Raw genomic sequence first — 23,101 nt, forward strand, 5'->3', positions numbered from 1 at the left:
GTTCGGCGGGGTCGCCCTCGGGCGACCCCGCCGAATCTGGTCCGTTTCGGTTACGCGTCGGTTACTTGGCCTCGGCGGCAGCGGCGCCTTCGGCGTCCGCCTCCGACTCGGTGGCCTTCTCGCCCTCGGCGGCCTGCTCCTCGGCGACGATCTCGCTCGCCTCGGCCTTGGCCTGCGCCTCATCGGCGACCTTCTCGGTCTCGGCGGAGGACTGGGCCGGCGCGCCGGACTCGAGCAGCTCGCGCTCCCACTCGGCGAGAGGCTCGGCGGCCTCCTCCACCTCGTCGGCGGGCTGGTGACGCTGGATGAGCCCCTCCGCGGCGGCGTCGGCGATGATGCGGGTCAGCAGGCTGACCGAACGGATCGCGTCGTCGTTGCCGGGGATCGGGTACTGGAACTCGTCGGGGTCGGCGTTGGTGTCGAGGATGCCGATGATCGGGATGCCGAGCTTGGTGGCCTCATCCACGGCGAGGTGCTCGCGCTTGGCGTCGACGACCCAGATCGCCGACGGCGTCTTCTGGAGGTTGCGGATACCCCCGAGGGACTTGTGCAGCTTGTCGAGCTCGCGCTTCTTCAGCAGGAGCTCCTTCTTGGTGAAGCCGCTGGCCGCGGGGTCTTCGAAGTCGAGCTCCTCGAGCTCCTTCATGCGGGCCAGTCGCTTGCTGACGGTCGAGAAGTTGGTCAGCAGCCCGCCGAGCCAGCGCTGGTTGACGTAGGGCTGGCCCACGCGGGTGGCCTGCTCGGCGATGATCTCCTGCGCCTGCTTCTTGGTGCCGACGAAGAGGACGGTGCCGCCGTGGGCGACCGTCTCCTTGACGAACTCGTATGCCTTGTCGATGTACGACAGCGACTGCTGCAGGTCGATGATGTGGATACCGCTGCGCTCGGTGAGGATGAAGCGCTTCACCTTCGGGTTCCACCGACGGGTCTGGTGTCCGAAGTGAACGCCGCTGTCGAGCAGCTGGCGGATGGTGACGACGGCCATGGCCGTTCTCCTGTTCTGGCGCGTGCGCGCCGATTTCGGTTGCTCGGTCGATCGGTCGATCGACGCGTCCTGGTGCCCGGCGCACTCCCGCCTCCGCAGATCCGAGGATCGCGGAGGACCGAAGGGAGTGGATGCCACGCGCCGGAACCGGCGCGCTGTGGGCACGCGTAGTCATCCCGATGACGGGATGCCCTCCCAGTGTATCAGCCGGACCCCCTCCCCAGGGGCGTGCCGGGTGGCGCGGATCCACAGCCGGGGCTCACCCCGCGACGGAGGTCGGGAGAGCATCGCAACGATGGTGTCGTGCGCGCTCCATCCGTCCTCTGCCGTATCGTGCTGCTCGTCGTTCTCAGCGCGTCGATACTCCCGCCCGCCGCGGCGACGGCGGCGGTCTCGCCCCGACCGGGATGGACGTGGCCGGTGCATCCGTTCCGCGTCGTCGAACCGTTCGTCGCACCCGCGCACGAGTACGGCCCCGGCCACCGCGGCATCGACCTCGAGCCGACCTCGGCAGATGCTCCCGTCGTGGCGCCTGCGGCCGGCGTGATCGCCTTCGCGGGTCCGGTCGCCGGCCGCGGTGTGGTCACCGTCGACCACGGAGACGGATACGTCACGACCCTCGAGCCGGTGCTGCCGCTCGTCACCCCCGGCACCCCGGTCGTCTCGGGCGAACGGATCGCGACGTTGTCGGTCGGCGGCCATACCCGCAACGGGGCACTCCACTTCGGAGTCCGATTGCATGGCGAGTACATCAACCCGCTCGTCCTTCTGGACCGTGTGCCGCGCGCCGTGCTGCTCCCCTGCTGCGACGCGCTGACGACGCCTCAGCGGATCGAGTTGCGCTCGCCGGTGTCCTCGACGCGGTCGATGCCCGACTCCGTGCGCACGGTGGTGTCGTCCCCGCGGACGGAGACGGTCTCGATCGATCCGCCCGCGCGGACGGTGTTCCGGTCTCCTGCCACCGTGACCGACGCGACCGACCCGACCTCGACGTCGTTGTCGTAGCCATCGATCACGAGAGTCCCCGTCGGGCCGGCGTCGACGGCGACACGGTCCGCCCGGATGGCGAGTTCGCCGACCGTCGCGAGGCTGGCGTCGACGATCAGATCGTTGCCGCGCACCGTCAGGACCGGGCAGTCCCCCGTGACGGTCACGCTCGGGTCCTCCCGCCCAGCCACCTCGAGGGGGTCCCCCTCGCACGCCACAGACGGCGCGGCGGTGTCGACGCGGCCATCCGAGCCCGCGGATGCGTCCTCGTCGATCGAGGACACGGTGGGCGCGGGTGCGGAGAAAGTCGGTTCCTCGGGGAGGCGCACCACCGGCTCGGCGGCGCACCCGCTGAGCGCGAGAAGGGTCGCGACGGCGCCACCGACGAGGCGAAGCCGCCGCGGCCGGCGGATGTCCGACATCGGCGAGGACTCCATGTCGATCAGCCTAGGCGCGCGGATGCGCCAGTCGGTAGGTGGCGGAGAGCCGTTCACCGGACACATGGGTGTAGATCTGCGTCGTGCCGAGGCTTGCGTGCCCCAACAGCTCCTGCACCGTTCGCAGATCGGCACCGCCGTCGAGCAGATGGGTCGCGGCCGAGTGCCGCAGTGCGTGCGCGCCGACGGCGGACCCCACCGCCGGGCCCAGCCGGCGTGCGACCACGTCGTAGACCGCGCGCGGACCGAGCCGGCCGCCGCGGGCACCGAGGAAAAGCGCCACGGATGCTCCATCCTCTGCCCTGGCGAGCAACGCGGGGCGCGCACGGACCACGTACGCCTCGAGGGCGTGAGCGGCCGGTGCCCCGTATGGGACCACCCGCTCCTTGTCTCCTTTGCCCACCACCCTCACGGTGCGCCGTGTGGCGTCGAGTGCGTCGAGGTCGAGAGAGCACAGTTCCGAGACGCGGATCCCCGTGGCGTAGAGCGTTTCGAGCAGCGCACTGTCGCGCAGGTCGATCGGGTCTCCCGCAGACGCGGCGGTCCGCACCGCATCGAGCACCTCGGCGACGCCGTCAGCGGTCGCGACCCGGGGCAGCGTTCGGCCGCGCTTGGGGGCGACGAGGCGGGCGCCGGGGTCCGAAGACGCCAACCCGCTCTCGACGGCCCACGCGAAGAAGCCGCGCACAGCCGCCGTGCGCCGCGCGAGCGTCGCTTTGCTGTGGCCACGTTGGACCGACTGCCACAACCACTCACGAAGGGCTTCGATGTCGACGTCGTCCACTGCGGGATCATCCGTCGCCGAGACCACGTCCTCGAGATCACCGCGGTACGCACGGACCGTCCGCGGCGACAGCCGGCGGACCTGCTCGAGATGGCGCAGGTACAACGCCGCGGCTTCGCTCAGTCTCATGACCCCAGCTTCTCGCGATCTCGGCCCCGCCGGCGCCCGGCACACCGCTCACGGACGACGCCAGCCGCCACCGCCGCGGATCGCACGCCCGTCGAGCTCCAACAGGCCGAGGAGGGCTCCGGCGTGCTCGAAGGACAGGCCGGCGCCGCGCGCCACCTCGGAGACGGTCCGCGCCGTGCGCGCACTCAACGCATCGACCACGCGTGTGGCGTCGTCGGTACGGGGGTGCTCGTGGCCGGCGGCGGCAGGACGCACCTGCCCCGCATGCGCACGTGCCTCGCGACCGAGGCCGCCGACCAGCTCCCAGACATCGTCTGCGCCGGTCACCGCCACGGCGTCGTACTCGCGGAGGAGCCGATGGCAGCCGGCCGACGCGGCGCTGGTGATCGGCCCAGGCACCGCACCCACCGGACGCCCGAGACTCACCGCGTGTCCGGCGGTGTTGAGCGATCCACTCCGCCATCCGGCCTCCACGACGACCGTGGCCTCCCCCAGCGCGGCGATCAGCCTGTTGCGTTGCAGGAAGCGCCATCGGGTCGGCGCGGACCCCGGCGGCAGCTCGCTGACGACGGCGCCCCTGACGGCGATCTCGGCGATCATCTTCGAGTTCCCGGACGGGTAGGCGCGGTCGGCGCCGCCGGCCAGGAACGCGACGGTCGGAGCATCGACGGCGAGCGCCGCGCGGTGGGCGGCGCCGTCGATCCCGTACGCGGCCCCGGAGACCACCGATCCGCCGTTCGCGCCGATGCCTGCCGCGATGTCGGCGGCGACGAGTTCGCCGTAGGACGTCGACGCACGGGCGCCGACCACGGCGATCGGCGTGGCGGCGCGGACAACACCGAGGGAGCCCTTCACCCACAGCACGGCAGGCGTGTGGAGCCCGAGGTCGTCGAGGGGGGCCGGCCACTCCGGATCACCCGGAGTGAGCAGAGTGAGTCCCACACGCTCGGCGGCGCGAAGCGACCGCACCGCGACCCCCTCCTCCAGACGAGGACGCCATCGCGCCCAGGCGTCGCGTGCCGCGGCCGCGTCGAGGCCCGCGAGGGGCGTGGGCGCGGAGTGCGCGACGACCTCGAGCGCAGCCGCGGCCCCGAGTGCGGTGATGAGCGCACCGGCGTGCGCATCGCCGGGTTCGGCGATGTGGCTCCATGTGGCGCGCGCGAAGGCGTCGACGGCGCCGTCATCACTCCGACCCTCCCCGTACCCGGCGAGGGCGTCCCGCGCAGTCGTGGCGGACAGGTCGAGCGTGATCATGCGGGTATCCCCTTCTTGAGGTAGAGCGCTCGACCGACGTCGTCGAGAGCGAGGCGGGGTCGGTCGGCGAGGTCGGCGAGCGTCCACGCGACGCGGAGCACGCGATCGTAAGCCCGCAGCGTGAGCACGCCACGGTGCAGGGCCTGATCGAGCGGGCGGCGCACAGGAGCGTCCGGCGCGAGGGGGCCGTCACGGAGCCATGGGCCGGTGACGTGGGCGTTGCATCGCCACGCGGTCTCCCGCAGCCGGTGTGCGGACCGTGCGCGCGCCTCGGCCACGCGCTCGCGCACCTGTGCGCTGCTCGGCCCGCTCGCCGTCGATCGCCGTTGGGCGACGGAGACGCGTTGCATCCTGAGTTCGATGTCGATGCGGTCCAAGAGCGGACCGGAGAGGCGCTGCAGGTAGCGACGGATCGCCATCGGCGGGCATTCGCAGGTCTGACCGATCACTCCATAGCCGCCGCACGGACACGGATTGGTGGCGAGGACCAGTTGGAAGCGTGCGGGGAACGCCGCGACCGCCCCCGCACGATGGATCTCGATCGAGCCGGTCTCCAGCGGCTGCCGCAGCGCATCGAGGGCGTGCCCGCTGAACTCCCCCGCCTCATCGAGGAAGAGCACGCCCTCGCTGGCTCGCGCGACCGCTCCGGGTCGGATCGTCCGACTGCCGCCGCCGACGAGGGCTGCCGCCGATGCACTGTGGTGCGGCGCTTCGAACGGGGGGATGCGCGGCAGCGCGGTGATTCCGCCGTCGCTGAGCGAGCGGACCGTCGCGACGGCCAGCGCGGCGCGGTCGTCCAGGGCGGGCAGGATCCCCGGCAGTCGCCGGGCCAGCATGGTCTTGCCGGCTCCCGGCGGGCCGCTCATCAGCAGGTGGTGCCCTCCGGCGGCGGCGACGGTGAGCGCGTGGACGGCGTCGTCCTGCCCGATGACATCCGACAGGTCCGGCGACTCCTCGTGCACCCGCGCCCGTGCCGGGGTCGCGCCGACCGGTTCGCACTCCGGAATCTCCACGTCGGCACCGTGGAGCGCCGCGACCTCGGCGAGCGTGGCGAGCGCGCGCACCTCGATGCCGTCCACGAGCTGCGCCTCGGCGCGGTTCGCATGCGGGACGACCACGCACCGGAAGCCGCCTGCCGCCGCCGCGACGACCGCGGGCAGCACACCCGGGACGGGGCGGAGCCGGCCATCGAGGCCGAGCTCGCCGATGTGCACGGTGCGCGAGACGGACGCCGCGTCGAGGTCGGTCTCGGTGGCAACGGCCGCGACGGCGATCGCCAGATCGAACGCGGAACCGTGCTTGGGCAGGTTCGCGGGCGACAGGTTGACCGTGAGACGCCGACGCGGCAGCGGCAGGCCGCTGTTCTGGCACGCGTTGTGGACCCGGCGGGCCGATTCGTTCAGCGCCTTGTCGGCAAGCCCGATGATCCGCAGATCAGGTGTCTGGTTCGACAGATCGGCCTCCACCTCGACGATCGAGCCGGTGACGCCGGTGAGGGCCACCGCCCACGTGCGGGCGACGGTCATGACAGGGGCCGATGAGGGATGCGATGTGGGCGGGTCATGCCACGACTCTCCCCAACCGGCGGCGCCTCGGGGATCAGCGGGTCCGGAGCGGTGGACGGGATACGGGGCGCGTCGGCCTGTGCAGGACAGGTGCGGAGCCCCGCCGTCAGCGCAGGTCGCGGAGGTGCTCGATCGTCGCCGCGCGCGGCGGTTCGCCGATCACGGCGATGACGTCGAGCCGGAGCGAGAGCCCACGCGCCACCCCGGGATGCAGCCGCATCCAGGCGTGCCCCAATCGCCACAGGCGAGCCCGCTTGCGTTCGTCGACGGCATCGAACGGGTGACCGTAGTCGAGGGCCCGGCGGGTCTTCACCTCGACCACCACGAGGTCCCGCCCGTCGCGGGCGACGATGTCGATCTCACCCTCACGGCACCGCCAGTTGCGGTCGAGCACCTGGAACCCGGCGGCGACGAGATGGTCGTACGCGTGGCTCTCACCCGCTCGTCCGAGCTCGTCTTTGGCCGCCATGAGGCGATGATGCACCCGGGGAACGCCGCGCGAGCTGCGCAGAGCAGATCTGTGGACGGCGGGCGGAAGAACCGGCTCAGCCGTCGAGCGACAGCTCGTCGGGCAGGCGGAAGTCCCGTCGGGTGAGCTCCTCGACGTTGACGTCCTTGAAGGTGAGCACCCGCACCGATTTGACGAAGCGGTCGGCGCGGTAGATGTCCCACACCCACACGTCGGTCATCGAGATCTCGAAGTAGAAGTCGTGCTCGCTGTCACGACGGACGACGTTGACGTCGTTGGCGAGGTAGAACCGCCGCTCCGTCTCGATGACGTACTGGAACTGCGAGACGACATCGCGATACTCCTTGTAGAGCGCCAGCTCGAGTTCGCGGTCGTAGTCTTCGAAGACTTCGTCATCCATGGTGCCTCCATCCTAGGGTCGTGCGAGGGCCGTCAGAACCGGCGTATGCGCCCGCGTACCCACCCGCCGTTCGCGTAGCGTTGAGGTCCGCGGAACTGTACCGCACCACCGAAAGGACTCGATACCCGTGGCAGAGACTGAGATCTTCGAACCCGACGGGCGCGCCATCCCCTACGCCGACGACCACGCCGCCGGTCCGACGCTGGTCTTGGTACCCGGTGCCGGGCTGCGGATCGGATACCTCGGCCTGCTGGCCGAAGCCCTCGGCGAAGAGGACTTCCGCGTCGTGCGGATCGGCACCCGCGATCCCGACGCCTCCCCCACGCCACCCACGCTCCACGACCTCGCCGGGGACGTGGTCGACGTCATGGACCACATCGGCCTGACGCGCCCCTGGGTGGGCGGACACGGCTTCGGGGGGACACTCGCCCGGGCGGTGGCCGCCGATCACCCCTCGCGCGCCGCCGGCATCCTTCTTCTCGGCGTCGAAGGTGACGCCCCGGTTGCCGTGTCGCCGCTGTCGGAGATCCCCGAGAACGCCTACGACATCGCTCGCCTGCGGATGCAGGCCACGGCGCGGGCGAGTTCGCCGGAGATCTCTCCGCACCTCCTCCCGGCGGGCGTCCCCGTCCTCGTGATCCAGGGTGCCGAGGATGCCGTCATGCCTCCCTCCCACGGTCACGCTCTCCGCGAGGCGGCGCCGGAGCGCGTCAGCGTGAAGACGATCGACGGCGCCGCCGACCTGTTCCCCCTCACTCACGTGGGCGAAACGGCGTGGCCCATCGAGGACTACCTCGACTGGGACTGAGTGGCGAAAGCGCGACGACCGACCGGCGCCGAAGCCTCAGAACAGCGTCGGCGCGGCCGCGATCGACCACGACGCCCGGTGGTGCGGGCTCATGCCGTGCTCCCGGATCGCGTCCCGGTGGTCGGGACTCGCGTAGCCCTTGTTCCGGGCCCACCGGTAGGCGGGCGACTCGTCGTGAAGGTCGAGCATCAGGGTATCGCGGGCCACTTTCGCGATGACGGATGCGGCCGCCGCGCTCGCGCAGTCCCGATCGGCCTTGACCACCGGTGTCACCGACAGACCGGCACCCCCGGCCGGCGTGATGTAGTCGTGATTCCCGTCGAGGATCACGATCGCGTCTTCGGGGACGACACCGTGCGCGCGCAGATCCGCGATCGCCCGCAGCGAGGCCAGACCGAGGGCGCGCATGATCCCGAACTCGTCGATCTCGGCGGCGCTGGCCCAGCCCACCGAGCTCGCCGACGCCCACGCCGCCGCTCGTCTGGCGAGGTCCGGACGCTTCGGCTCGGAAACGAGCTTGGAGTCCCGCAACCCGTCAGGGATCCGTTTGCGGGATCCGGGCGCGTCGACGACCGCAGCGCCGACCGCGACGGGCCCCGCCAGGGCGCCGCGCCCCACCTCGTCACAGGCGATGACAAGGGCATGCTCGCGCAGCAGCCGCCGCTCGAGCGTCAGTCGGGGTGTGGCGACGCTCACTCGCCTGTTTCCCCCTCACCACTGTCCGCAGCCGGCTCGTCCGGCACCCCGGCGAACACCTCGTGGTGGAAATCGAGGGTTCCGAACCGGTCGAAGGGCCACGTGATGAGGAACGCGCGACCCACGAGGTTCTCCATCGGCACGAAGCCCTCACCGGGCTGGTCCTGATTGAAGCGACTGTCCTTGGAGCGGTAGCGGTTGTCGCCGAGGACCCACAGGCTGTCGTCGGGCACGACGACGTCGAACTCCTCGCCGGATGCCGGGGAGACCGGCGTGGGGAGTTTCAGGTAGACGGCCTCGTCGATCGCCACGCCGTTGACCGTGATCTGCCCGACGTCGTTGCAGCACACCACCTCGTCGCCCGGCAGGCCGATGATGCGCTTGACCAGGTGGTCATCACTGTCGGGTGCCGCCAGACCGATGAGCGAGAGCAACCACTCTCCCATGTCCACCAGCATCCCGCGATCGGGTTGCTCGCTCGGCGGGAGCCAGCCGCCCGGGTCCTGGAAGACCACGATGTCGCCGCGCGCGTACTCGCCGAAGCGCGGCGTGATCTCGTCGACGAGGATGCGGTCGTCGACCTCGAGCGTGTCCTCCATCGAACCGGACGGGATGTAGAACGAGCGCACGAGGAAGGTCTTGACCAGGAACGACACCAGAAGCGCCACCAGCACGATGATGACCACGTCCCGCAGAAAGGTGAGCCATCCCCTTGCCCGACCGCCGCGGCGGTCGACGGCCTCCGCATCATCGGATGCACCGGACGGCGGCGTCCCGGTCTTCTCGGTCGTCATGTTCTGATATCCCTCCGCACCGCCCTCGCGGACGGGTTCATCCAGGGTCGCACATCTGGCTCCGCCCCGGGACCGCCCGCGCCGCGGACGCTGCCGAAGACGGACGAACCCCCGGCGCGTCGGCACCGGGGGTTCGTCTGCGGGAGGAGGCGTCAGTTGCCGCGCTTCTCCTTGATCTTGGCCTTCTTGCCGCGCAGGTTGCGCAGGTAGTAGAGCTTCGCCCGGCGGACGTCACCGCGGGTGACGACCTCGATGTGGTCGATCACGGGGCTGTGCACCGGGAACGTGCGCTCGACGCCCACCTGGAAGCTGATCTTGCGGACCGTGAAGGTCTCGCGCACGCCGTCGCCCTGGCGACCGAGGACGACGCCCTGGAACACCTGGATGCGCGAACGGTTGCCTTCGGTGATGTTCACGTGCACCTTGACGGTGTCACCGGGAGCGAAGTCGGGGATGTCGGAGCGGAGCGATGCCGCGTCGACGGAGTCGAGGATCTGCATGATCGTGTCTCTCTGCGGCCGCCACAGGTCGACCGCGGGATGTTCGGAAAAGGTTGGTGTGTACCCGAGCGCCTCGGATCTCTCCGGCGCCGGCTCCCCTGAGGCAGAGCGGGTCAGGGCACAAACGTCGATTCTGCCACGGATGTCACCGGTCTCCAAACCTGCACCGGGGAAGAGCCCTCAGTCTCGCCGCGGGAGGGGGTCCTGCGTCTCGGCGATCACGAAGACGTCCTGTTCGGCAAGGCCCGACGCCGACTCTGCCGGCACCCTCGGCCGACGGAGCGAGGAGGCGTCGGTGCGGAAGTAGACCGCGGCAGGGCGGGCTTCGCGCCACAACTGCCACACCTGCAGCCAGAACAGCCCCACCCCCACCAACAGGGTGGCCACCATCACCGGTGCCCACCATGCCTGATCGAAGAACCCGAGCGAGACGATCAGCGCGTGCCAGAGACCGAAGCCCGCGACGTCCCACCACGACACCGCACGGTGAGCGCGCACGGTGCCGCGCGCACGCGCGAGCAGGCCGAGGACGAGCTGGCCGATGAACACGGACGGCATCGCGAGGAACAGCACCCACACGAAGGCCCAGCCCCCGGCGTCGAACACGGCCCACCCGACCAGCAGCCAGACCGGCAGAACGACCGCGGCAGGGATCAGCCACGCGAAGAAACCACGACGCAGCCACATGCCCCCGATGCTACGCCGCCCCGGGGCGACAGGCAGGTTCGTCGCGGCGATGGTCGGCATCCTCTCAGCCCGGGGCGGTCCGATCGGGAAGAATGAACGGGCGACGCGAAAGGACCCCCATGATCGAATTGCGCACTCCGGCCGAGATCGAAGCGATGCGGCCGGCCGGCCGTTTCGTCGCCGAAACCCTCGCGACACTGCGCGAGGAGACGAAGGTCGGCACCAACCTGCTTGCGATCGACCGGCGTGCACACGACCTCATCCGTCGAGCGGGCGCGACCTCCTGCTACATCGACTATCACCCCTCGTTCGGCGCGAGCCCGTTCGGCAAGGTGATCTGCACCTCCATCAACGACGCCGTCCTTCACGGTCTGCCCTTCGACTACGACCTCCGCGACGGTGACCTCGTCACGCTCGATTTCGCCGTCTCGGTCGATGGCTGGGTCGCTGACTCGGCCGTCTCCTTCGTCGTGGGAACGGCACGCGACGAAGACCTCGCGCTCATCGACACCACCGAGCGCGCCCTGGACGCGGCCATCGCCGCGGCCACGGTGGGCAACCGCATCGGCGACATCTCGCATGCGGTCGCCGAGGTCGCCCATGCCGACGGCCTGTCGATCAACACGGACTTCGGTGGGCACGGCGTCGGTCGCGAGATGCACGGCGACCCCCACGTGCCCAACGACGGGAAACCGGGTCGCGGATATCCGCTTCGCGAAGGACTGGTCATCGCCCTCGAACCGTGGTTCCTTCAGTCGACCGACGAGCTCGTCACCGACAACGACGGCTGGACCCTCCGCAGCGCGGACGGCTCGCGGGGGGCCCACTCGGAGCACACCGTCGCCATCACCGCAGCGGGGCCGGTCGTCCTCACCGACCGGTCGCACCTCGGCGTCCGGTGACGCACAGACGCGCCGGGGCGCGCGTCGTCAGAGCAGATCGGGACGATGGGCGCGCGTTCGCGCGAGCGATTGGTCGCGGCGCCACTGCGCGATCGCGCCGTGATTTCCGCTGAGGAGGATCTCCGGCACACCGATACCCCGCCAGACCGGGGGTTTCGTGTATATCGGGTACTCCAAGAGCCCATCCTCGTGCGACTCTTCAAGAAGGGATCCGGGGTTTCCGATCACCCCGGGGATCAGGCGGGTCGTGGCTTCGATCATCGCCATCGCCGCCACTTCGCCACCGTTGAGCACGTAGTCACCGAGACTCATCAGGCGCACGCGGGTGCGCGCGGCGAAATGATCGATGACCCTCTGGTCGATGCCCTCGTATCGCCCGCAGGCGAACACCAGGTGCGACTCCTCGGCGAGTTCGCGCGCGACGGGCTGCGAGAAGGTCTCACCGGCCGGCGAGGGGACGATCAGCGTCGCCTCGTCCGAGAGCACCTCGTCGAGTGCCTCACCCCACGGCTCGGGCTTCATCACCATTCCGGCTCCGCCGCCGTACGGAGTGTCATCGACCGTGCGATGACGGTCATGGGTCCACGATCGCAGATCATGGACCCCGACATCCAGCACACCCCGCGCGCGGGCCTTTCCGATCAGCGAGACGTCGAGCACATCGAAGAACGCCGGGAAGATCGTGACGATGTCGATGCGCATGACCGGATCAGCTCTCGTCGCCGGAGGCGTCGCGACCGGACGGGGTCGCGTCCGACTCGTCCGCGGGCAGCTCCTCGAGCAGACCCGCCGGCGGAGTCACGGTCAGGCGCCCGGCCGAAAGGTCGACATCCGGCACGATCGCCCTGACGAAGGGGACGAGGACCTCGCGATCGTCTGCGAGACGGAGGGCGAGGAGGTCTTGGGCCGGAAGGTGGTCGACGCGGATGACCGTGCCGATCACGTCACCGTCGCGGACGACGTCGAGGCCGACCAGCTGGTGGTCGTACCAGGCGTCTTCCTCCTGGGAGGCGGCCGATTCGTCGATCCACAGGATCGCGCGCACGAGCTCCTCCGCGGCGGTGCGGTCCTCGACGCCCTCGAAGAACGCGACGGGGTGAGAGTTCATCCACTTGAACTCGCGGACCGTGAGCGGCTTGCCGTGCCACGGCGAAGACTCCGGGACCTGGAGGGTGAAGGTGGCACCGGGCACGAAACGACCATCGGGGTCGTCCGTGTACAGCTCGAGCTTCAGGGCACCCTTGAGCCCATGGGCTTTGACCAGACGACCGACCCGGAGCTGCGTCTTGGAGCCCTGCGGAGGCCGGGTCTCGCCGGTGGGGTTCGCGTCAGTCATCGGCGACGTCGACCCGCACACGGCGGCCGTCGGCGAGCGCGGTGATGAGCGTGCGCAGCGCCTTGGCGGTGCGTCCGCCGCGCCCGATCACGCGTCCGCGGTCGTCGGTGTGCACGTGCACCTCGAGGACATCCCCGCGTGCTGATGACGAGGAGACGATGCGGACGTCGTCGGGGTGATCGACGATCCCCTTGACGACGTGTTCGAGCGCGGCGGCGAGCACGGATTACGCTTCGGCGGACTCGTCGGACGCGGGAGCGTCCTCGGCAGCGTCTGCGGCGGGCTCTTCGGCCTTCTTCTCGGCCTTCGGCTTGATGACCGACTTCTTGTCGGCGTCGGCCTCGAATGCGCTCTTGGCCTCGGCGGTCTTGACCGTCGAGACGGCGTTCGCGTCGCCCTTGTGGCGACCCCAGTCACCGGTGAGCTTGAGGATCGCGCGGACCTGCTCGGTCGGCTGCGCGCCGACTCCGAGCCAGTACTGAGCCCGCTCCGAGTCGACCTCGATGAACGAGGGCTCCTCGGTGGGGTGGTACTTGCCGATCTCTTCGATGACGCGGCCGTCGCGCTTGGTGCGCGAGTCGGCGACGACGATGCGGTAGTAAGGCGCGCGGATCTTTCCGAGGCGCTTGAGGCGGATCTTGACAGCCACGATTCTCCTGAATGAGTGAAAGCGAACGAACCGATCGCCTGGAGCGTGGGGTGCACACCCGGCGGAAGCTCTGGAACGGCCCGCGGCGCTGGATAGAGGGTCGAGCGCCGGGTCCGACCCTCTATTCTGCCAGATCACGCGCAGGGTCGCGAACCGCGTCCTCGGCACCGCTGCGCCGTCCGCTAGGGTGAGCGGGACGACCCACCGCCCCCGCCCGAAAGTCTTCCCCATGGCCAAATGGTTGTACCTCGTCGGCGCCATCGTGCTGGAGGTGTCTGCGACCCTCGCGCTCCGGCAGCTCGTCGACCATGCCGGGTGGATCGTCCTCGTCGTCGTCGGCTACGGCGGCGCCTTCCTCTGTCTCGCGCTCCTGTTGCGCACCGGCGCGCCGATCGGTCTGTCCTACGGGGTGTGGGCCGCGTCCGGTGTCGCACTCACCGCGGTGCTCGCCGCCGTGCTCTACGGCGATCCGCTGACGTGGCTGATGAGTCTCGGCATCGCGATCGTGATCGGCGGGGTTCTGCTGGTGGAGATGGGGGCGAGCACCCACTCCCGCCAGGCACCGCCGACCGGGCCCATCGCGACGGTGGCGGCGACACCCGGCGACACGACGGAGGAACCACGATGACCTGGCTGCTGCTGGCGGGGGCCATCGTCTTCGAAGTCACCGGCACGATGTCGCTGCGCGCCTCGGAGGGCTTCAAGAAACGCGCGTGGATCGTCCCGGTGGTCCTCTCCTACCTGCTCGCGTTCACGCTGCTGTTCCTCTGCCTGGCCAACGGTATGCCGGTGGGTGTGGCGTATGGGATCTGGTCGGCGTGCGGGGTGGCCCTCACAGCGGTGCTCGCACACCTGCTGTTCAAGGAGCCGTTCACGTGGGTGATGGGGCTCGGCATCGTCGCGATCGCCGGCGGCGTGCTCCTGATCGAAATCGGCGCACCGCACTGATCGACCGGCGCTCTGCCCCGCCCCGCGCTGCGCGTGCGAGACTGACGGAATGACGGTCCCCTTCGCGACATCTGCGCGCTCCTCCGTCGGCATCGAGTGGGAGCTGATGCTGGCCGACCGCGAGACGGGCGACCTCGTCCCGCGTGCCCCGCAGGTGTTCGACGCCCTCGCGGAGGAGACCGCGCTGGAGCGATTCACGATCACCCAGGAACTGCTGACGAACACCCTGGAGGTGACCAGCGGCGTGGGGCACACCGTCGCCGCAGCCGTCGACGACATCGCCGATGCGATCGAGACGGTCCGGACGGTGACCGACCCGCTCGGGGTCGAGCTCATGTGCGCGGGCAGCCATCCGTTCGCGCAGTGGTACGACCAGCAGGTCACCGACAAGACCCGGTACCACGAGCTGATCGAACGCACCCAGTGGTGGGGGCGCAACATGATGATCTGGGGCATCCACGTCCATGTCGGCGTCGATGATGTCGACAAGGTGTTGCCCATCGTCAACGCGCTGTCGGTGTATCTCCCCCACCTTCAAGCCCTCTCGGCGTCGAGTCCGTTCTGGGCGGGAGACCGCACCGGATACGCGTCCAACCGCGCGCTGGTGTTCCAGCAGCTGCCCACCGCCGGACTCCCGTGGCCGTTGCAGGACTGGACCCAGTTCGAGGCGTATCTCGACGACATGATCCGCACCGGGGTGATGGCCGATGAGACGGAAGTCCGCTGGGACATCCGACCGGCGCCGAGATGGGGGACGATCGAGGTCCGCGCGTGCGACGGCATGTCGACCCTCCCGGAACTGGCGGCGGTGGCCTCGTTCGTGCAGGTGCTCGTCGAGCACTTCTCGCGCGAACTCGACGAGGGTCGGCCGCTGACCACCATCCAGCCGTGGTACGTGCGGGAGAACAAGTGGCGCGCTGCTCGATACGGATTGGACGCCGAGGTGATCGTCACTCCCGACGGGACACAGGTCCCGGTCCGCGAGCACCTGGCGGAGACCCTCGAGCGGCACGCCGAGATCGCGGTGGAACTGAAGTGCGCCAAGGAGTATGCCGGGGTGGCGCGGATCCTCGCGGACGGCGCGAGCTACACGCGCCAATTGCTGATCGCCGACACTTCCGGGGGTGACCTGCGTGAGGTGGTCCAGCACCTCATCCGCGAATTCCGCGGTGGCCCCACCCTCCGCGAGCATCTCGCGGCGATGAGGAGCTGATCGTCGGCTCGGTTCAGCCCTTGCCGAGCATCTTCTGCAGCTCGGCCAAGTCGGCTTCGCTCGGCATACCGGCGCCTCCGGCCCCGCCGAGCCCGAACCCCGAGCCGGTCGCTTCGGGGGCCTGCGCCGCGATTCCGGCGTTCTCCGCCGCCCGCTTGGCGGGGTTTCCCGAACGCGAACCGCCCTTTTTCTTCGCGTTCTTGTTGCCGCGCTTGGCCGACGCGCCGGGCTTGCCGCCCACAGGCCCCATACCCGGAACGCTGGGCACGCCGCCGCGGGCGACGGTCTTCATCATCTTCGCCGCCTGGTCGAAGCGCTGCACGAGCTGGTTGACATCGGTCACCGTCATGCCCGAGCCGCGCGCGATCCGCAGGCGCCGCGACCCGTTCAGGACCTTCGGGTTCCGGCGCTCGCCCGGTGTCATCGAACGGATGATGGCCTCGGTGCGGTCGATCTCGCGCTCGTCGAACTCGTCGATCTGCTGCTTCATCTGACCCATGCCCGGGAGCATCCCGAGCATCTTCTTCATCGAGCCCATCTTCTTGAACTGCTGCATCTGTTCGAGGAAGTCCTCGAGGGTGAACTGCTCGCTCGCGATCTTGTCGGCGACCTTGCGGGCCTCCTCCTCGTCGAACGCCTGCTGCGCCTGCTCGATGAGGGTGAGGATGTCGCCGAGGTCGAGGATCCGGCTGGCCATGCGGTCGGGGTGGAAGACCTCGAGGTCTTCGAGCCCCTCTCCCGTCGAGGCGAAGATGATGGGACGTCCCGTGACCGACGCCACGGACAGCGCGGCGCCTCCGCGCGCGTCCCCATCGAGCTTGGAGAGCACGACCCCTGTGAAGTCGACGCCGTCCTGGAAGGCCTTGGCGGTGTTGACCGCGTCCTGGCCGATCATCGCATCGATGACGAAGAGCACCTCGTCGGGCTCGGTCGCACGCCGGATGTCGGCGGCCTGGGTCATCAGCTCCTGGTCGACGCCGAGCCGGCCCGCGGTGTCGATGATGACGACGTCGTGCTGCTGACGTCGGGCGGTCTCCACACCGTCGCGTGCGACCTTCACCGGGTCACCGACGCCGTTGCCCGGCTCGGGGGCGTAGATCGCGGCGCCGGCGCGCTCGGCGACCACCTGGAGCTGGTTGACCGCGTTGGGGCGCTGCAGGTCGCAGGCCACAAGCAACGGAGTGTGACCGTCCTTCTCGAGCTGCATGGCGAGCTTGCCCGCGAAGGTGGTCTTGCCCGACCCCTGCAGCCCCGCGAGCATGATGACGGTGGGCGGGTTCTTGGCGAACTGGAGTCGGCGCTGCTGACCGCCGAGGATCGCGACGAGCTCCTCGTTGACGATCTGCACGACCTGCTGCGCGGGGTTCAGGGCCCGACTGACTTCGTCGCCGAGCGCGCGCTCGCGCACCTTGGCGGTGAATTCCTTGACGACGGGCAGCGCCACGTCGGCCTCGAGGAGCGCCCGACGGATCTCACGCACCGTGCCGTCGACGTCGGCGGGCGTGAGCTTCCCCTTGGTGCGGAGATTGCGGAAGGTCTCGGTGAGCCGGTCGGAGAGAGTGCCGAAAGTCGCCATGATCCGTCGATTCTACGCGGTCGGACGCGGAGGTCGCGGCAGCACGAGGTCCACAGCGGCCGACACGTCGTCGCGAAGGGGGGCGGCCCCCGGGCCGGACTCGGCCCACCGCCAGATCGCCGTGAAGATGGCCGCGGCTCGTGCGGCGCCATCGATGTCCGGGCCGGCCGTGGCGTCCCCTTCCTCGCGAAGCCGGTCCGCGATCAGCATCCCGAGGCGCAGCTGCCGGCGAGCGCGTTCGTTCTCGAGGTCGGCCTCGATTCCCATGACGGCGCCGTGGGCGATACCGAGGGCGAGGCTGTCGGGCGCGAAACCGTCGGCGAAGTCCCGCAGCGCGTCATCGATCTCCTGCCCGTCGCGCAATGCGCGCATGAGGAGGTCCAGCCGCTCATCGAATCCGCCCCAGAGGATGTCGGACTTCGAGGAGAAGTAGTTGAAGAAGCTCGATCGACTCACACCCGCGCGTCGGGTGATGTCCACGATGGAGGTCGCTGCGAAGCCCTGTTCCAGGAAGAGCTCGCACGCGGCCTCGGCGAGCGTCTCGCGAGACGAGGCCCTGGGGCGTCCGACGCGCGTCGTGGTCTCCACCCTCCCACGCTAGCGGTCCGGGTCGTCAGTCGGCGCTGGTCACCGACAGGACGTCACCGTCGGAGTCGAGGTTGACGAGCAGGACGTCGTCGGTCGCATCGGGGTCCAAAGCGTACTCGAGCACCGCGAACGGGTCCTTCCCGCCGAGCTCGTCGGCGAGGATCGTCATGCTCATGATCTGCAACGACCGGATGATGTCCACATGGGTGTCCCCGCTGATGTCCACGAGCATGTCCTCGAGGTCATCGCCCAAGGTCTCCTGCTGTTGCAGGATGTATTCGATGACCTCGCTGGTGCGATCCCCCAGCTCGGAGACCATCGCGCCACGCGCCTTGAGGTCCACCGTCTCGAGCGCGGCGATGAGGGACGCCGCCACATCCAGCGCTGTCGGTGACACGTCATCCTGATCGGGCGCGGTCAGATCCACCGTCACGGCCTGGTCGCCGAGCTCGACGACCTCCGACCAGAAGAGCGACCCGTCGGGGCCGGACTCGAGAAGGCCGAAATAGTCGTGCTCGATCGCCATGACTCCATGAAACCAGCAGGCCCGCCTCGGCGATAGTTCTGCGAGTCGTGTGTCGGACCGATCACTCCACGAGCGCGGCGGCGAACACGTGCGGGGTGAACCCGGTGAGGTCGCCGATCCCCTCGCCCTGGCCGAGCAGCTTCACGGGGATACCCGTCCGTTCCTGGACGTTCAGCACGAAACCGCCCTTGGCCGACCCGTCGAGCTTCGTGATCACCAGACCGGTGACGCCGGCGTGCTGCAAGAACGCTTCGGCTTGCATGACGCCGTTCTGTCCCGTGGTCGCGTCCAGCACCAGCAGCACTTCGCTGATCGGAGCCTGCTTCTCCACGACCCGGCGGATCTTGGTGAGCTCGTCCATGAGGCCGCCCTTGGTGTGCAGACGCCCGGCGGTGTCGATGAGCACGATCTCGGTACCGGTCTGCTTGGCATGGTCGATCGTCTGGAACGCCACCGATGCCGGGTCCTGCCCCTCCTGCTGCGGGCGCACGATCGTCGCCCCGCCGCGCTGAGCCCACGTCGCGAGCTGATCCACCGCCGCCGCGCGGAACGTGTCGGCCGCTCCGACGACCACCGAACGCCCGTAGCGCTGGAGGAACTTCGCGAACTTGCCGATCGTCGTCGTCTTGCCCACCCCGTTGACGCCCACCACGAGCACGACCGCAGGTCGCTCGGTGAGCTTGAGGGTCGTGTCGAACTTCGCGAAGTGCTCCTCGAGGGTCTCGCGCAGCATCCGCTGGAGATCCCGCGGATCGGTCGTGCGGTAGCGCTCCACCTTCTCGCGCAGCTCATCGACGATGCGTTCGGTGATGTCGGGGCCGAAGTCGGCTGTGATCAACGCGGTCTCGAGGTCATCCCACGTCGTCTCGTCGATCGTCGGCTTCACGAACATGCCGCGCAGGGCGCGGCCGAGCGACCAGGAACTCTCTGCCATGCCTCCAGCCTAGAACGCCGCACGCCCGGGACGCGGGCCCGAACGCTCAGACGGAGGTGCGTTCGCGGACACGCTGGCCCACGACCGCCGACACCCCGTCCTGACGCATCGACACGCCGTAGAGCGCGTCTGCGATCTCCATCGTCCGCTTCTGGTGGGTGATCACGATCAGCTGGCTGCTCTCGCGCAGCTGCTCGAACACCCCCAGCAGGCGACCGAGGTTCGCGTCGTCGAGCGCCGCCTCCACCTCGTCGAGGATGTAGAACGGGCTCGGACGCGCCTTGAAGATCGCCGTGAGCAGCGCGACCGCCGCCAGCGACCGTTCCCCGCCCGACAGGAGAGACAGTCGTTCGATCTTCTTGCCGACGGGCCTGACCGCGACCTCGATCCCGGTCGTGAGGGGCGCATCCGGGTCGGTCAGCGAGATACTGCCGGTGCCGCCCGGGAACAGGATCGGGAACACCTCGCCGAATGCCACGCGCGTGTCCTCGAAGGCCTCGAGGAAGATCGATCGCATGCGCTCGTCGAGCTCCTCGATGATCGTCAGGAGATCCTTGCGGGTGCGGGTCAGATCGTCGAGCTGGTCGACCAGGAACTTGTGGCGCTGCTCGAGCGCGGCGAACTCCTCGAGGGCGAGGGGGTTCACTCGGCCGAGCTGCGCGAGCTTTCGCTCCGCGTCCCTGAGTCGCTTTCGTTGCGCATCGCGGTCATATGCGATGGAGGGCATGTCGCCGTCATCGGCCGCGGCGCGCCCGTCTCCTGCACCGGCCTCGGCGGAGGACAGCAGCGCGGAGTCGTCGGGGATCATCTGATCGGGGCCGTATTCCGCAACCAGGATGCTCTCGTCGAGGCCGAGCTCGCCGGCAACGCGGTCGAGAAGACCTGTGACGTGCAGCTTCTTTTCGTGGATCTTCAGCTCGAGGCCGTGGACGCTCTCGGTGAGTCCAGCGAGGCGCTCGCGGGTGCTCGACTCGGCACGGCGCAGATCCGTGAGTTCGGCCGTCACCGCGGTGCGTGCCGACTCCGCGGCGGCGAGCTCCACACGGGCCTGACTCAACGATCGGTCCACGGCGTCCAGGACGGCGGGCAACGCATCGGACACGCCCTGAGCCTGGCGTCGCTGCGCGCGCCGGACGACGGCGCGACGCGCTGCCTCCTCCGCGGCTGCCCGCTCCCGCTCGCGCTGACGCTGAAGCTGCTGGACACGGCCCTCACCGGCACGGACCCGCTCTCGAAGAGTCTCGACGTCCAGGCGCGCCCGCATCTCCGCATCGCGCGCAGCCTCGAGCGCCGCCAGGAGACCCTCGCGCGCCGAGGCGTCGAGGATCGGACGCGGTGCCTCCAGCGCGTGCGCGAGCTGATCGTTCGCGGAGCGGGCGGAGGCCTCGGCGTCTTCGACCGCCGCCTCGGCCTGCCGCAGCCCGACGCTCAGCCGGTCACACTCGGCCGAAGCGGACTCATGCCGCACGGTGGCTCGGTTCACCTGCTCCGCGTGCGCCGCAAGGGCGGCATCATGTTCACGGAGTGCCGCCAGGGTGGCCTTCGTCTCGGCGCGCGCCTGGGTGAGCGATCCCGACGCGTCCGAGAGCGCCTGACGGAGCGATTCGACGACGACGGTCATCTCGGCCCGCCGCTCGGCGGCCGCGTCCCGCTCAGCGGCCAGCTCCAGCCGCGATCTCCCTTGGCCGGATCCCGCGCGCAGCGTCGACCCCGTGAACAGCTCGCCATCGCGCGTGACGATCGTCATGCGCGGATCCATGCCGCCCTCCACAGCAGTCGCGCTGCGAACAGCGTCGAGGTCGTCGGCGATCACGACGCTGCTCAAGACGCGGCGTACTCCGGGCGGCGCCACCACCACCTCCGTGGCGGGCCGCATGCTTGCCGGCACAGGAGATGCCATCGAGGTCTCGGCCGCGTCCGCGACGACGATGTCGACGACGCCGAGGTCGCGCCCTCGAAGCTCCGCGGCCAGCGAGAAGGCGGCGTCGTGGTCGGCGGCGAGCACCCCTTCGGCCAGGGGGCCGAGCACCGCCGCGATCGCGGCTTCGAAGCCGGGCGTGACCTGCACCGCGTCACCGACGAGACCCATGAGGCCCGTCGCTCCTTCGGACAGGAGTTCCGATGCGGCGTTACGCACATCCAGCGCGCGCGAGAGCGCTGTCGTCTGGGCCGAGAGCGCCTCCACTTCACGTTCCGCGGCGTGGAGCCGATCACGGAGGTCGGCGACGTCGACTTCGAGGTCCGCGGCGGAGCGCTGGGCGCGATCGTACGCGGCGGCATGCTCGTCAGCGGTTGTCGTCGGTGCATCGGCGGGGTCGATCCCGGCCAGCTCCGCCTCTGCCTCGGCGCGACGGGTCAGTGCCGCGTCGAGCGCCCGCTGCTGTCGTTCGACGGCGCCCCGCACCGCGGCCAGCGCGGAGTCGGCGGCCTCCGCCGTGCCACGCATCGCGGTGATCTTCATGTCGTGCTCCGACACGAGCGCGCTCTGTTCGGCGATGTCGGCGTCGAGCGCGTCCAACTCGGCGCGCGCGCGGACGACATCCCGCGCGGCGGCCTCTGCGGCGTCCTGTGCGTCGCCGAGCCCGGCCGCGATGTCGTCGATCTCGGAACGTGCCTCGTCGATCACCGACTGCGTGATGGTGGTCGCGTCAGCCGTTTCCCCCTGCTCGGGCTCCGCGAGCAGCGCCAGTCGCTGGCCCGCGAGCGCGTAGAGGGATCGGAGCCGCTCCTGCACACGTTCGAGCCCATGTGCGACGCGACGCGCCTCATCGACGGCCTCGGAGCGCTGCTCGGCCTCCAGTCGGGCGATGCGCGCGCGCACGGTGTCGAGCTGTTCCTGCAAAGCACCGCGCTCGGTGTGACGTTCCTGTTCGGTGCGGGCGAACCCGTCGAGCTCGGCCCGCAGCGCGACGAGGTCGTCGGCGAGCAGCCGCGCCTTCGCATCGCGCACGATCGCCGCGATCGACTGTGCCTGCCGGGCGATCTCGGCCTGCCGACCGAGCGGTTTGAGCTGACGACGCAACTCCCCGGCCAGGTCGCTGAGCCGGGTGAGGTTCGCCTCCATCGCCTCGAGCTTGCGGAGGGTCTTCTCCTTGCGACGCCGGTGCTTCAGGATGCCGGCGGCCTCTTCGATGAAGCCGCGTCGATCCTCCGGCGACGCCTGGAGCACCGCGTCGAGCCGCCCCTGGCCGACGATGACGTGCATCTCCCGACCGAGGCCGGAATCGCTCAGAAGCTCCTGCACGTCGAGGAGCCGGCACCCCTCTCCGTTGATCGCGTACTCGCTGGATCCGTTGCGGAACAGCGTGCGGCGGATGCTCACCTCGGAGTACTCGATCGGCAGCGCACCGTCGCTGTTGTCGATCGTCAGCTGCACTTCGGCGCGCCCGAGCGGACCCCGGGTCGCGGTGCCCGCGAAGATGACGTCTTCCATCTTGCCGCCGCGGAGGGTCTTCGCGCCCTGCTCCCCCATGACCCAGGCGAGGCCGTCGACGACGTTGGACTTGCCCGAGCCGTTCGGGCCGACGATGCAGGTCACACCGGGCTCGAGCTCGAAGGTCGTCGGTTGCGCGAACGACTTGAACCCTTTGAGCGTCACGCTCTTCAGGTGCATGGGTGCGTCCTCCGGCCTGTGTGGATCACCGAGCAACGCTACCCGACCGGCGGTGCTCTCTCCGCGCGACAGGCAGGCTGCCGGCCCGATCGACACGCCCACTCGCCGCCGAAACCGGGAATCCTCTTGACGTCGACGACGAGGGGCACTAGCGTTCTGTTCGCATCTCACGGAAGGAGGTCACCGATGATGAACATGATCGCGACGTTCGCGCCCACCACCCGCGCCGGGATTCGTTCCCCGTACCGCGCCGCCGCTCCGGTGGCCGGATTCCGCGGTGTCATCGCCCCCATCGCGGGCTGACCGCCGCCGACGAATCCT

The 23,101-nt window shown here is 69.7% G+C and carries 25 protein-coding genes and 1 pseudogene; 6 read left to right on the forward strand and 20 right to left on the reverse strand.

All coding sequences use genetic code 11. The features are described from left to right. Nucleotides 1–61: 61 nt before the first annotated feature. Nucleotides 62–985 (reverse strand): 30S ribosomal protein S2, encoded by a 924-nt coding sequence (gene rpsB, locus RZO50_RS10465; protein WP_322599676.1) that lies wholly within the window; start codon nucleotides 983–985, stop codon nucleotides 62–64. Between the two features lie 420 nt (nucleotides 986–1,405). Between rpsB and RZO50_RS10470 the strand changes: the two are divergent. Further along, nucleotides 1,406–1,732 (forward strand): annotated as a pseudogene (locus tag RZO50_RS10470) (peptidoglycan DD-metalloendopeptidase family protein); the annotation flags it as partial. 77 nt (nucleotides 1,733–1,809) lie between these two features. Here the strand turns inward: RZO50_RS10470 and RZO50_RS10475 are convergent. From RZO50_RS10475 to RZO50_RS10500, 6 genes are all read right to left on the reverse strand, one after another. Next, complete coding sequence (locus tag RZO50_RS10475) at nucleotides 1,810–2,409, reverse strand: DUF3060 domain-containing protein (protein ID WP_322599677.1); 600 nt, start codon at nucleotides 2,407–2,409, stop codon at nucleotides 1,810–1,812. 10 nt (nucleotides 2,410–2,419) lie between these two features. Then, entirely contained in the window at nucleotides 2,420–3,322 is a 903-nt protein-coding gene (locus RZO50_RS10480; protein WP_322599678.1) for a tyrosine recombinase XerC, read from the reverse strand. A 48-nt stretch (nucleotides 3,323–3,370) separates the two neighbouring features. Further along, nucleotides 3,371–4,576 (reverse strand): DNA-processing protein DprA, encoded by a 1,206-nt coding sequence (gene dprA / locus RZO50_RS10485; RefSeq protein ID WP_322599679.1) that lies wholly within the window; start codon nucleotides 4,574–4,576, stop codon nucleotides 3,371–3,373. Next, nucleotides 4,573–6,102, reverse strand: coding sequence for a YifB family Mg chelatase-like AAA ATPase (locus RZO50_RS10490; RefSeq protein WP_322599680.1), 1,530 nt, complete (start codon nucleotides 6,100–6,102; stop codon nucleotides 4,573–4,575). The genes dprA and RZO50_RS10490 overlap by 4 nt, the downstream gene beginning before the upstream one ends. 145 nt (nucleotides 6,103–6,247) lie before the next feature. Beyond that, complete coding sequence (locus RZO50_RS10495) at nucleotides 6,248–6,610, reverse strand: YraN family protein (protein ID WP_322599681.1); 363 nt, start codon at nucleotides 6,608–6,610, stop codon at nucleotides 6,248–6,250. Between the two features lie 76 nt (nucleotides 6,611–6,686). After that, on the reverse strand, nucleotides 6,687–7,010 hold the full coding sequence (locus RZO50_RS10500) for a DUF2469 family protein (protein WP_322599682.1): 324 nt from the start codon (nucleotides 7,008–7,010) through the stop codon (nucleotides 6,687–6,689). A gap of 127 nt (nucleotides 7,011–7,137) precedes the next feature. Between RZO50_RS10500 and RZO50_RS10505 the strand changes: the two genes are divergently transcribed. Next, a complete protein-coding gene (locus RZO50_RS10505; protein WP_322599683.1) occupies nucleotides 7,138–7,818 on the forward strand; it encodes an alpha/beta fold hydrolase in 681 nt (226 codons plus the stop codon). Nucleotides 7,819–7,854: 36 nt separating this feature from the next. Here the strand turns inward: RZO50_RS10505 and RZO50_RS10510 are convergent, their stop codons facing one another. The 4 genes from RZO50_RS10510 to RZO50_RS10525 form a co-directional block, all read right to left on the reverse strand. Continuing rightward, the gene (locus tag RZO50_RS10510; protein WP_322599684.1) at nucleotides 7,855–8,514 is read right to left on the reverse strand and encodes a ribonuclease HII; all 660 of its coding nucleotides are present in this window, start codon (nucleotides 8,512–8,514) and stop codon (nucleotides 7,855–7,857) included. Next, nucleotides 8,511–9,308 (reverse strand): signal peptidase I, encoded by a 798-nt coding sequence (gene lepB / locus RZO50_RS10515; RefSeq protein ID WP_322599685.1) that lies wholly within the window; start codon nucleotides 9,306–9,308, stop codon nucleotides 8,511–8,513. The genes RZO50_RS10510 and lepB overlap by 4 nt, the downstream gene beginning before the upstream one ends. A 152-nt stretch (nucleotides 9,309–9,460) precedes the next feature. Next, entirely contained in the window at nucleotides 9,461–9,808 is a 348-nt protein-coding gene (gene rplS / locus RZO50_RS10520; protein WP_322599686.1) for a 50S ribosomal protein L19, read from the reverse strand. A gap of 180 nt (nucleotides 9,809–9,988) precedes the next feature. After that, nucleotides 9,989–10,495 carry an MFS transporter permease gene (locus tag RZO50_RS10525; protein ID WP_322599687.1) on the reverse strand — a complete coding sequence of 169 codons (507 nt, stop codon included), beginning with the start codon at nucleotides 10,493–10,495 and terminating at the stop codon, nucleotides 9,989–9,991. Between the two features lie 119 nt (nucleotides 10,496–10,614). Here RZO50_RS10525 and map point away from each other — a divergent pair, with 119 nt between their 5' ends. Beyond that, nucleotides 10,615–11,397 (forward strand): type I methionyl aminopeptidase, encoded by a 783-nt coding sequence (gene map, locus RZO50_RS10530; RefSeq protein ID WP_322599688.1) that lies wholly within the window; start codon nucleotides 10,615–10,617, stop codon nucleotides 11,395–11,397. A gap of 27 nt (nucleotides 11,398–11,424) precedes the next feature. Here map and trmD read toward each other — a convergent pair whose 3' ends face one another. Genes trmD through rpsP form a run of 4 tightly spaced genes read right to left on the reverse strand, consistent with a single transcriptional unit; the run spans nucleotide 11,425 to nucleotide 13,382 of the window. Continuing rightward, nucleotides 11,425–12,099: a tRNA (guanosine(37)-N1)-methyltransferase TrmD gene (trmD, locus tag RZO50_RS10535; protein ID WP_322599689.1), complete on the reverse strand. Its 675-nt coding sequence runs from the start codon at nucleotides 12,097–12,099 to the stop codon at nucleotides 11,425–11,427. Between the two features lie 7 nt (nucleotides 12,100–12,106). Continuing rightward, on the reverse strand, nucleotides 12,107–12,733 hold the full coding sequence (rimM, locus tag RZO50_RS10540) for a ribosome maturation factor RimM (RefSeq protein WP_322599690.1): 627 nt from the start codon (nucleotides 12,731–12,733) through the stop codon (nucleotides 12,107–12,109). Continuing rightward, nucleotides 12,726–12,956 (reverse strand): RNA-binding protein, encoded by a 231-nt coding sequence (locus RZO50_RS10545; RefSeq protein ID WP_322599691.1) that lies wholly within the window; start codon nucleotides 12,954–12,956, stop codon nucleotides 12,726–12,728. The genes rimM and RZO50_RS10545 overlap by 8 nt, the downstream gene beginning before the upstream one ends. Before the next feature lie 3 nt (nucleotides 12,957–12,959). Continuing rightward, on the reverse strand, nucleotides 12,960–13,382 hold the full coding sequence (gene rpsP / locus RZO50_RS10550) for a 30S ribosomal protein S16 (protein ID WP_322599692.1): 423 nt from the start codon (nucleotides 13,380–13,382) through the stop codon (nucleotides 12,960–12,962). A 229-nt stretch (nucleotides 13,383–13,611) separates the two neighbouring features. Here rpsP and RZO50_RS10555 point away from each other — a divergent pair, with 229 nt between their 5' ends. The 3 genes from RZO50_RS10555 to RZO50_RS10565 are packed head-to-tail and all read left to right on the forward strand — an operon-like array spanning nucleotide 13,612 to nucleotide 15,543. Further along, entirely contained in the window at nucleotides 13,612–14,010 is a 399-nt protein-coding gene (locus tag RZO50_RS10555; RefSeq protein ID WP_322599693.1) for a DMT family transporter, read from the forward strand. After that, on the forward strand, nucleotides 14,007–14,330 hold the full coding sequence (locus RZO50_RS10560; protein ID WP_322599694.1) for a DMT family transporter: 324 nt from the start codon (nucleotides 14,007–14,009) through the stop codon (nucleotides 14,328–14,330). The genes RZO50_RS10555 and RZO50_RS10560 overlap by 4 nt, the downstream gene beginning before the upstream one ends. A gap of 49 nt (nucleotides 14,331–14,379) precedes the next feature. After that, on the forward strand, nucleotides 14,380–15,543 hold the full coding sequence (locus RZO50_RS10565) for a glutamate--cysteine ligase (RefSeq protein WP_322599695.1): 1,164 nt from the start codon (nucleotides 14,380–14,382) through the stop codon (nucleotides 15,541–15,543). A gap of 13 nt (nucleotides 15,544–15,556) precedes the next feature. Here the strand turns inward: RZO50_RS10565 and ffh are convergent, their stop codons facing one another. The 5 genes from ffh to smc all read right to left on the reverse strand — a co-directional run bounded on the left by ffh (nucleotide 15,557) and on the right by smc (nucleotide 22,780). Continuing rightward, nucleotides 15,557–17,119 carry a signal recognition particle protein gene (gene ffh / locus RZO50_RS10570; RefSeq protein ID WP_322599696.1) on the reverse strand — a complete coding sequence of 521 codons (1,563 nt, stop codon included), beginning with the start codon at nucleotides 17,117–17,119 and terminating at the stop codon, nucleotides 15,557–15,559. A 12-nt stretch (nucleotides 17,120–17,131) separates the two neighbouring features. Continuing rightward, a complete protein-coding gene (locus RZO50_RS10575; protein ID WP_322599697.1) occupies nucleotides 17,132–17,707 on the reverse strand; it encodes a TetR/AcrR family transcriptional regulator in 576 nt (191 codons plus the stop codon). A 25-nt stretch (nucleotides 17,708–17,732) separates the two neighbouring features. Further along, on the reverse strand, nucleotides 17,733–18,233 hold the full coding sequence (locus tag RZO50_RS10580; RefSeq protein ID WP_322599698.1) for a DUF2004 domain-containing protein: 501 nt from the start codon (nucleotides 18,231–18,233) through the stop codon (nucleotides 17,733–17,735). Between the two features lie 61 nt (nucleotides 18,234–18,294). Further along, nucleotides 18,295–19,167, reverse strand: coding sequence for a signal recognition particle-docking protein FtsY (gene ftsY, locus RZO50_RS10585; RefSeq protein ID WP_322599699.1), 873 nt, complete (start codon nucleotides 19,165–19,167; stop codon nucleotides 18,295–18,297). A 46-nt stretch (nucleotides 19,168–19,213) separates the two neighbouring features. Then, a complete protein-coding gene (smc, locus tag RZO50_RS10590; RefSeq protein ID WP_322599700.1) occupies nucleotides 19,214–22,780 on the reverse strand; it encodes a chromosome segregation protein SMC in 3,567 nt (1,188 codons plus the stop codon). Between the last annotated feature and the right edge of the window lie 321 nt (nucleotides 22,781–23,101).

The organism is Microbacterium xanthum (genome assembly GCF_034531355.1).
GTDB lineage: Bacteria > Actinomycetota > Actinomycetes > Actinomycetales > Microbacteriaceae > Microbacterium > Microbacterium xanthum.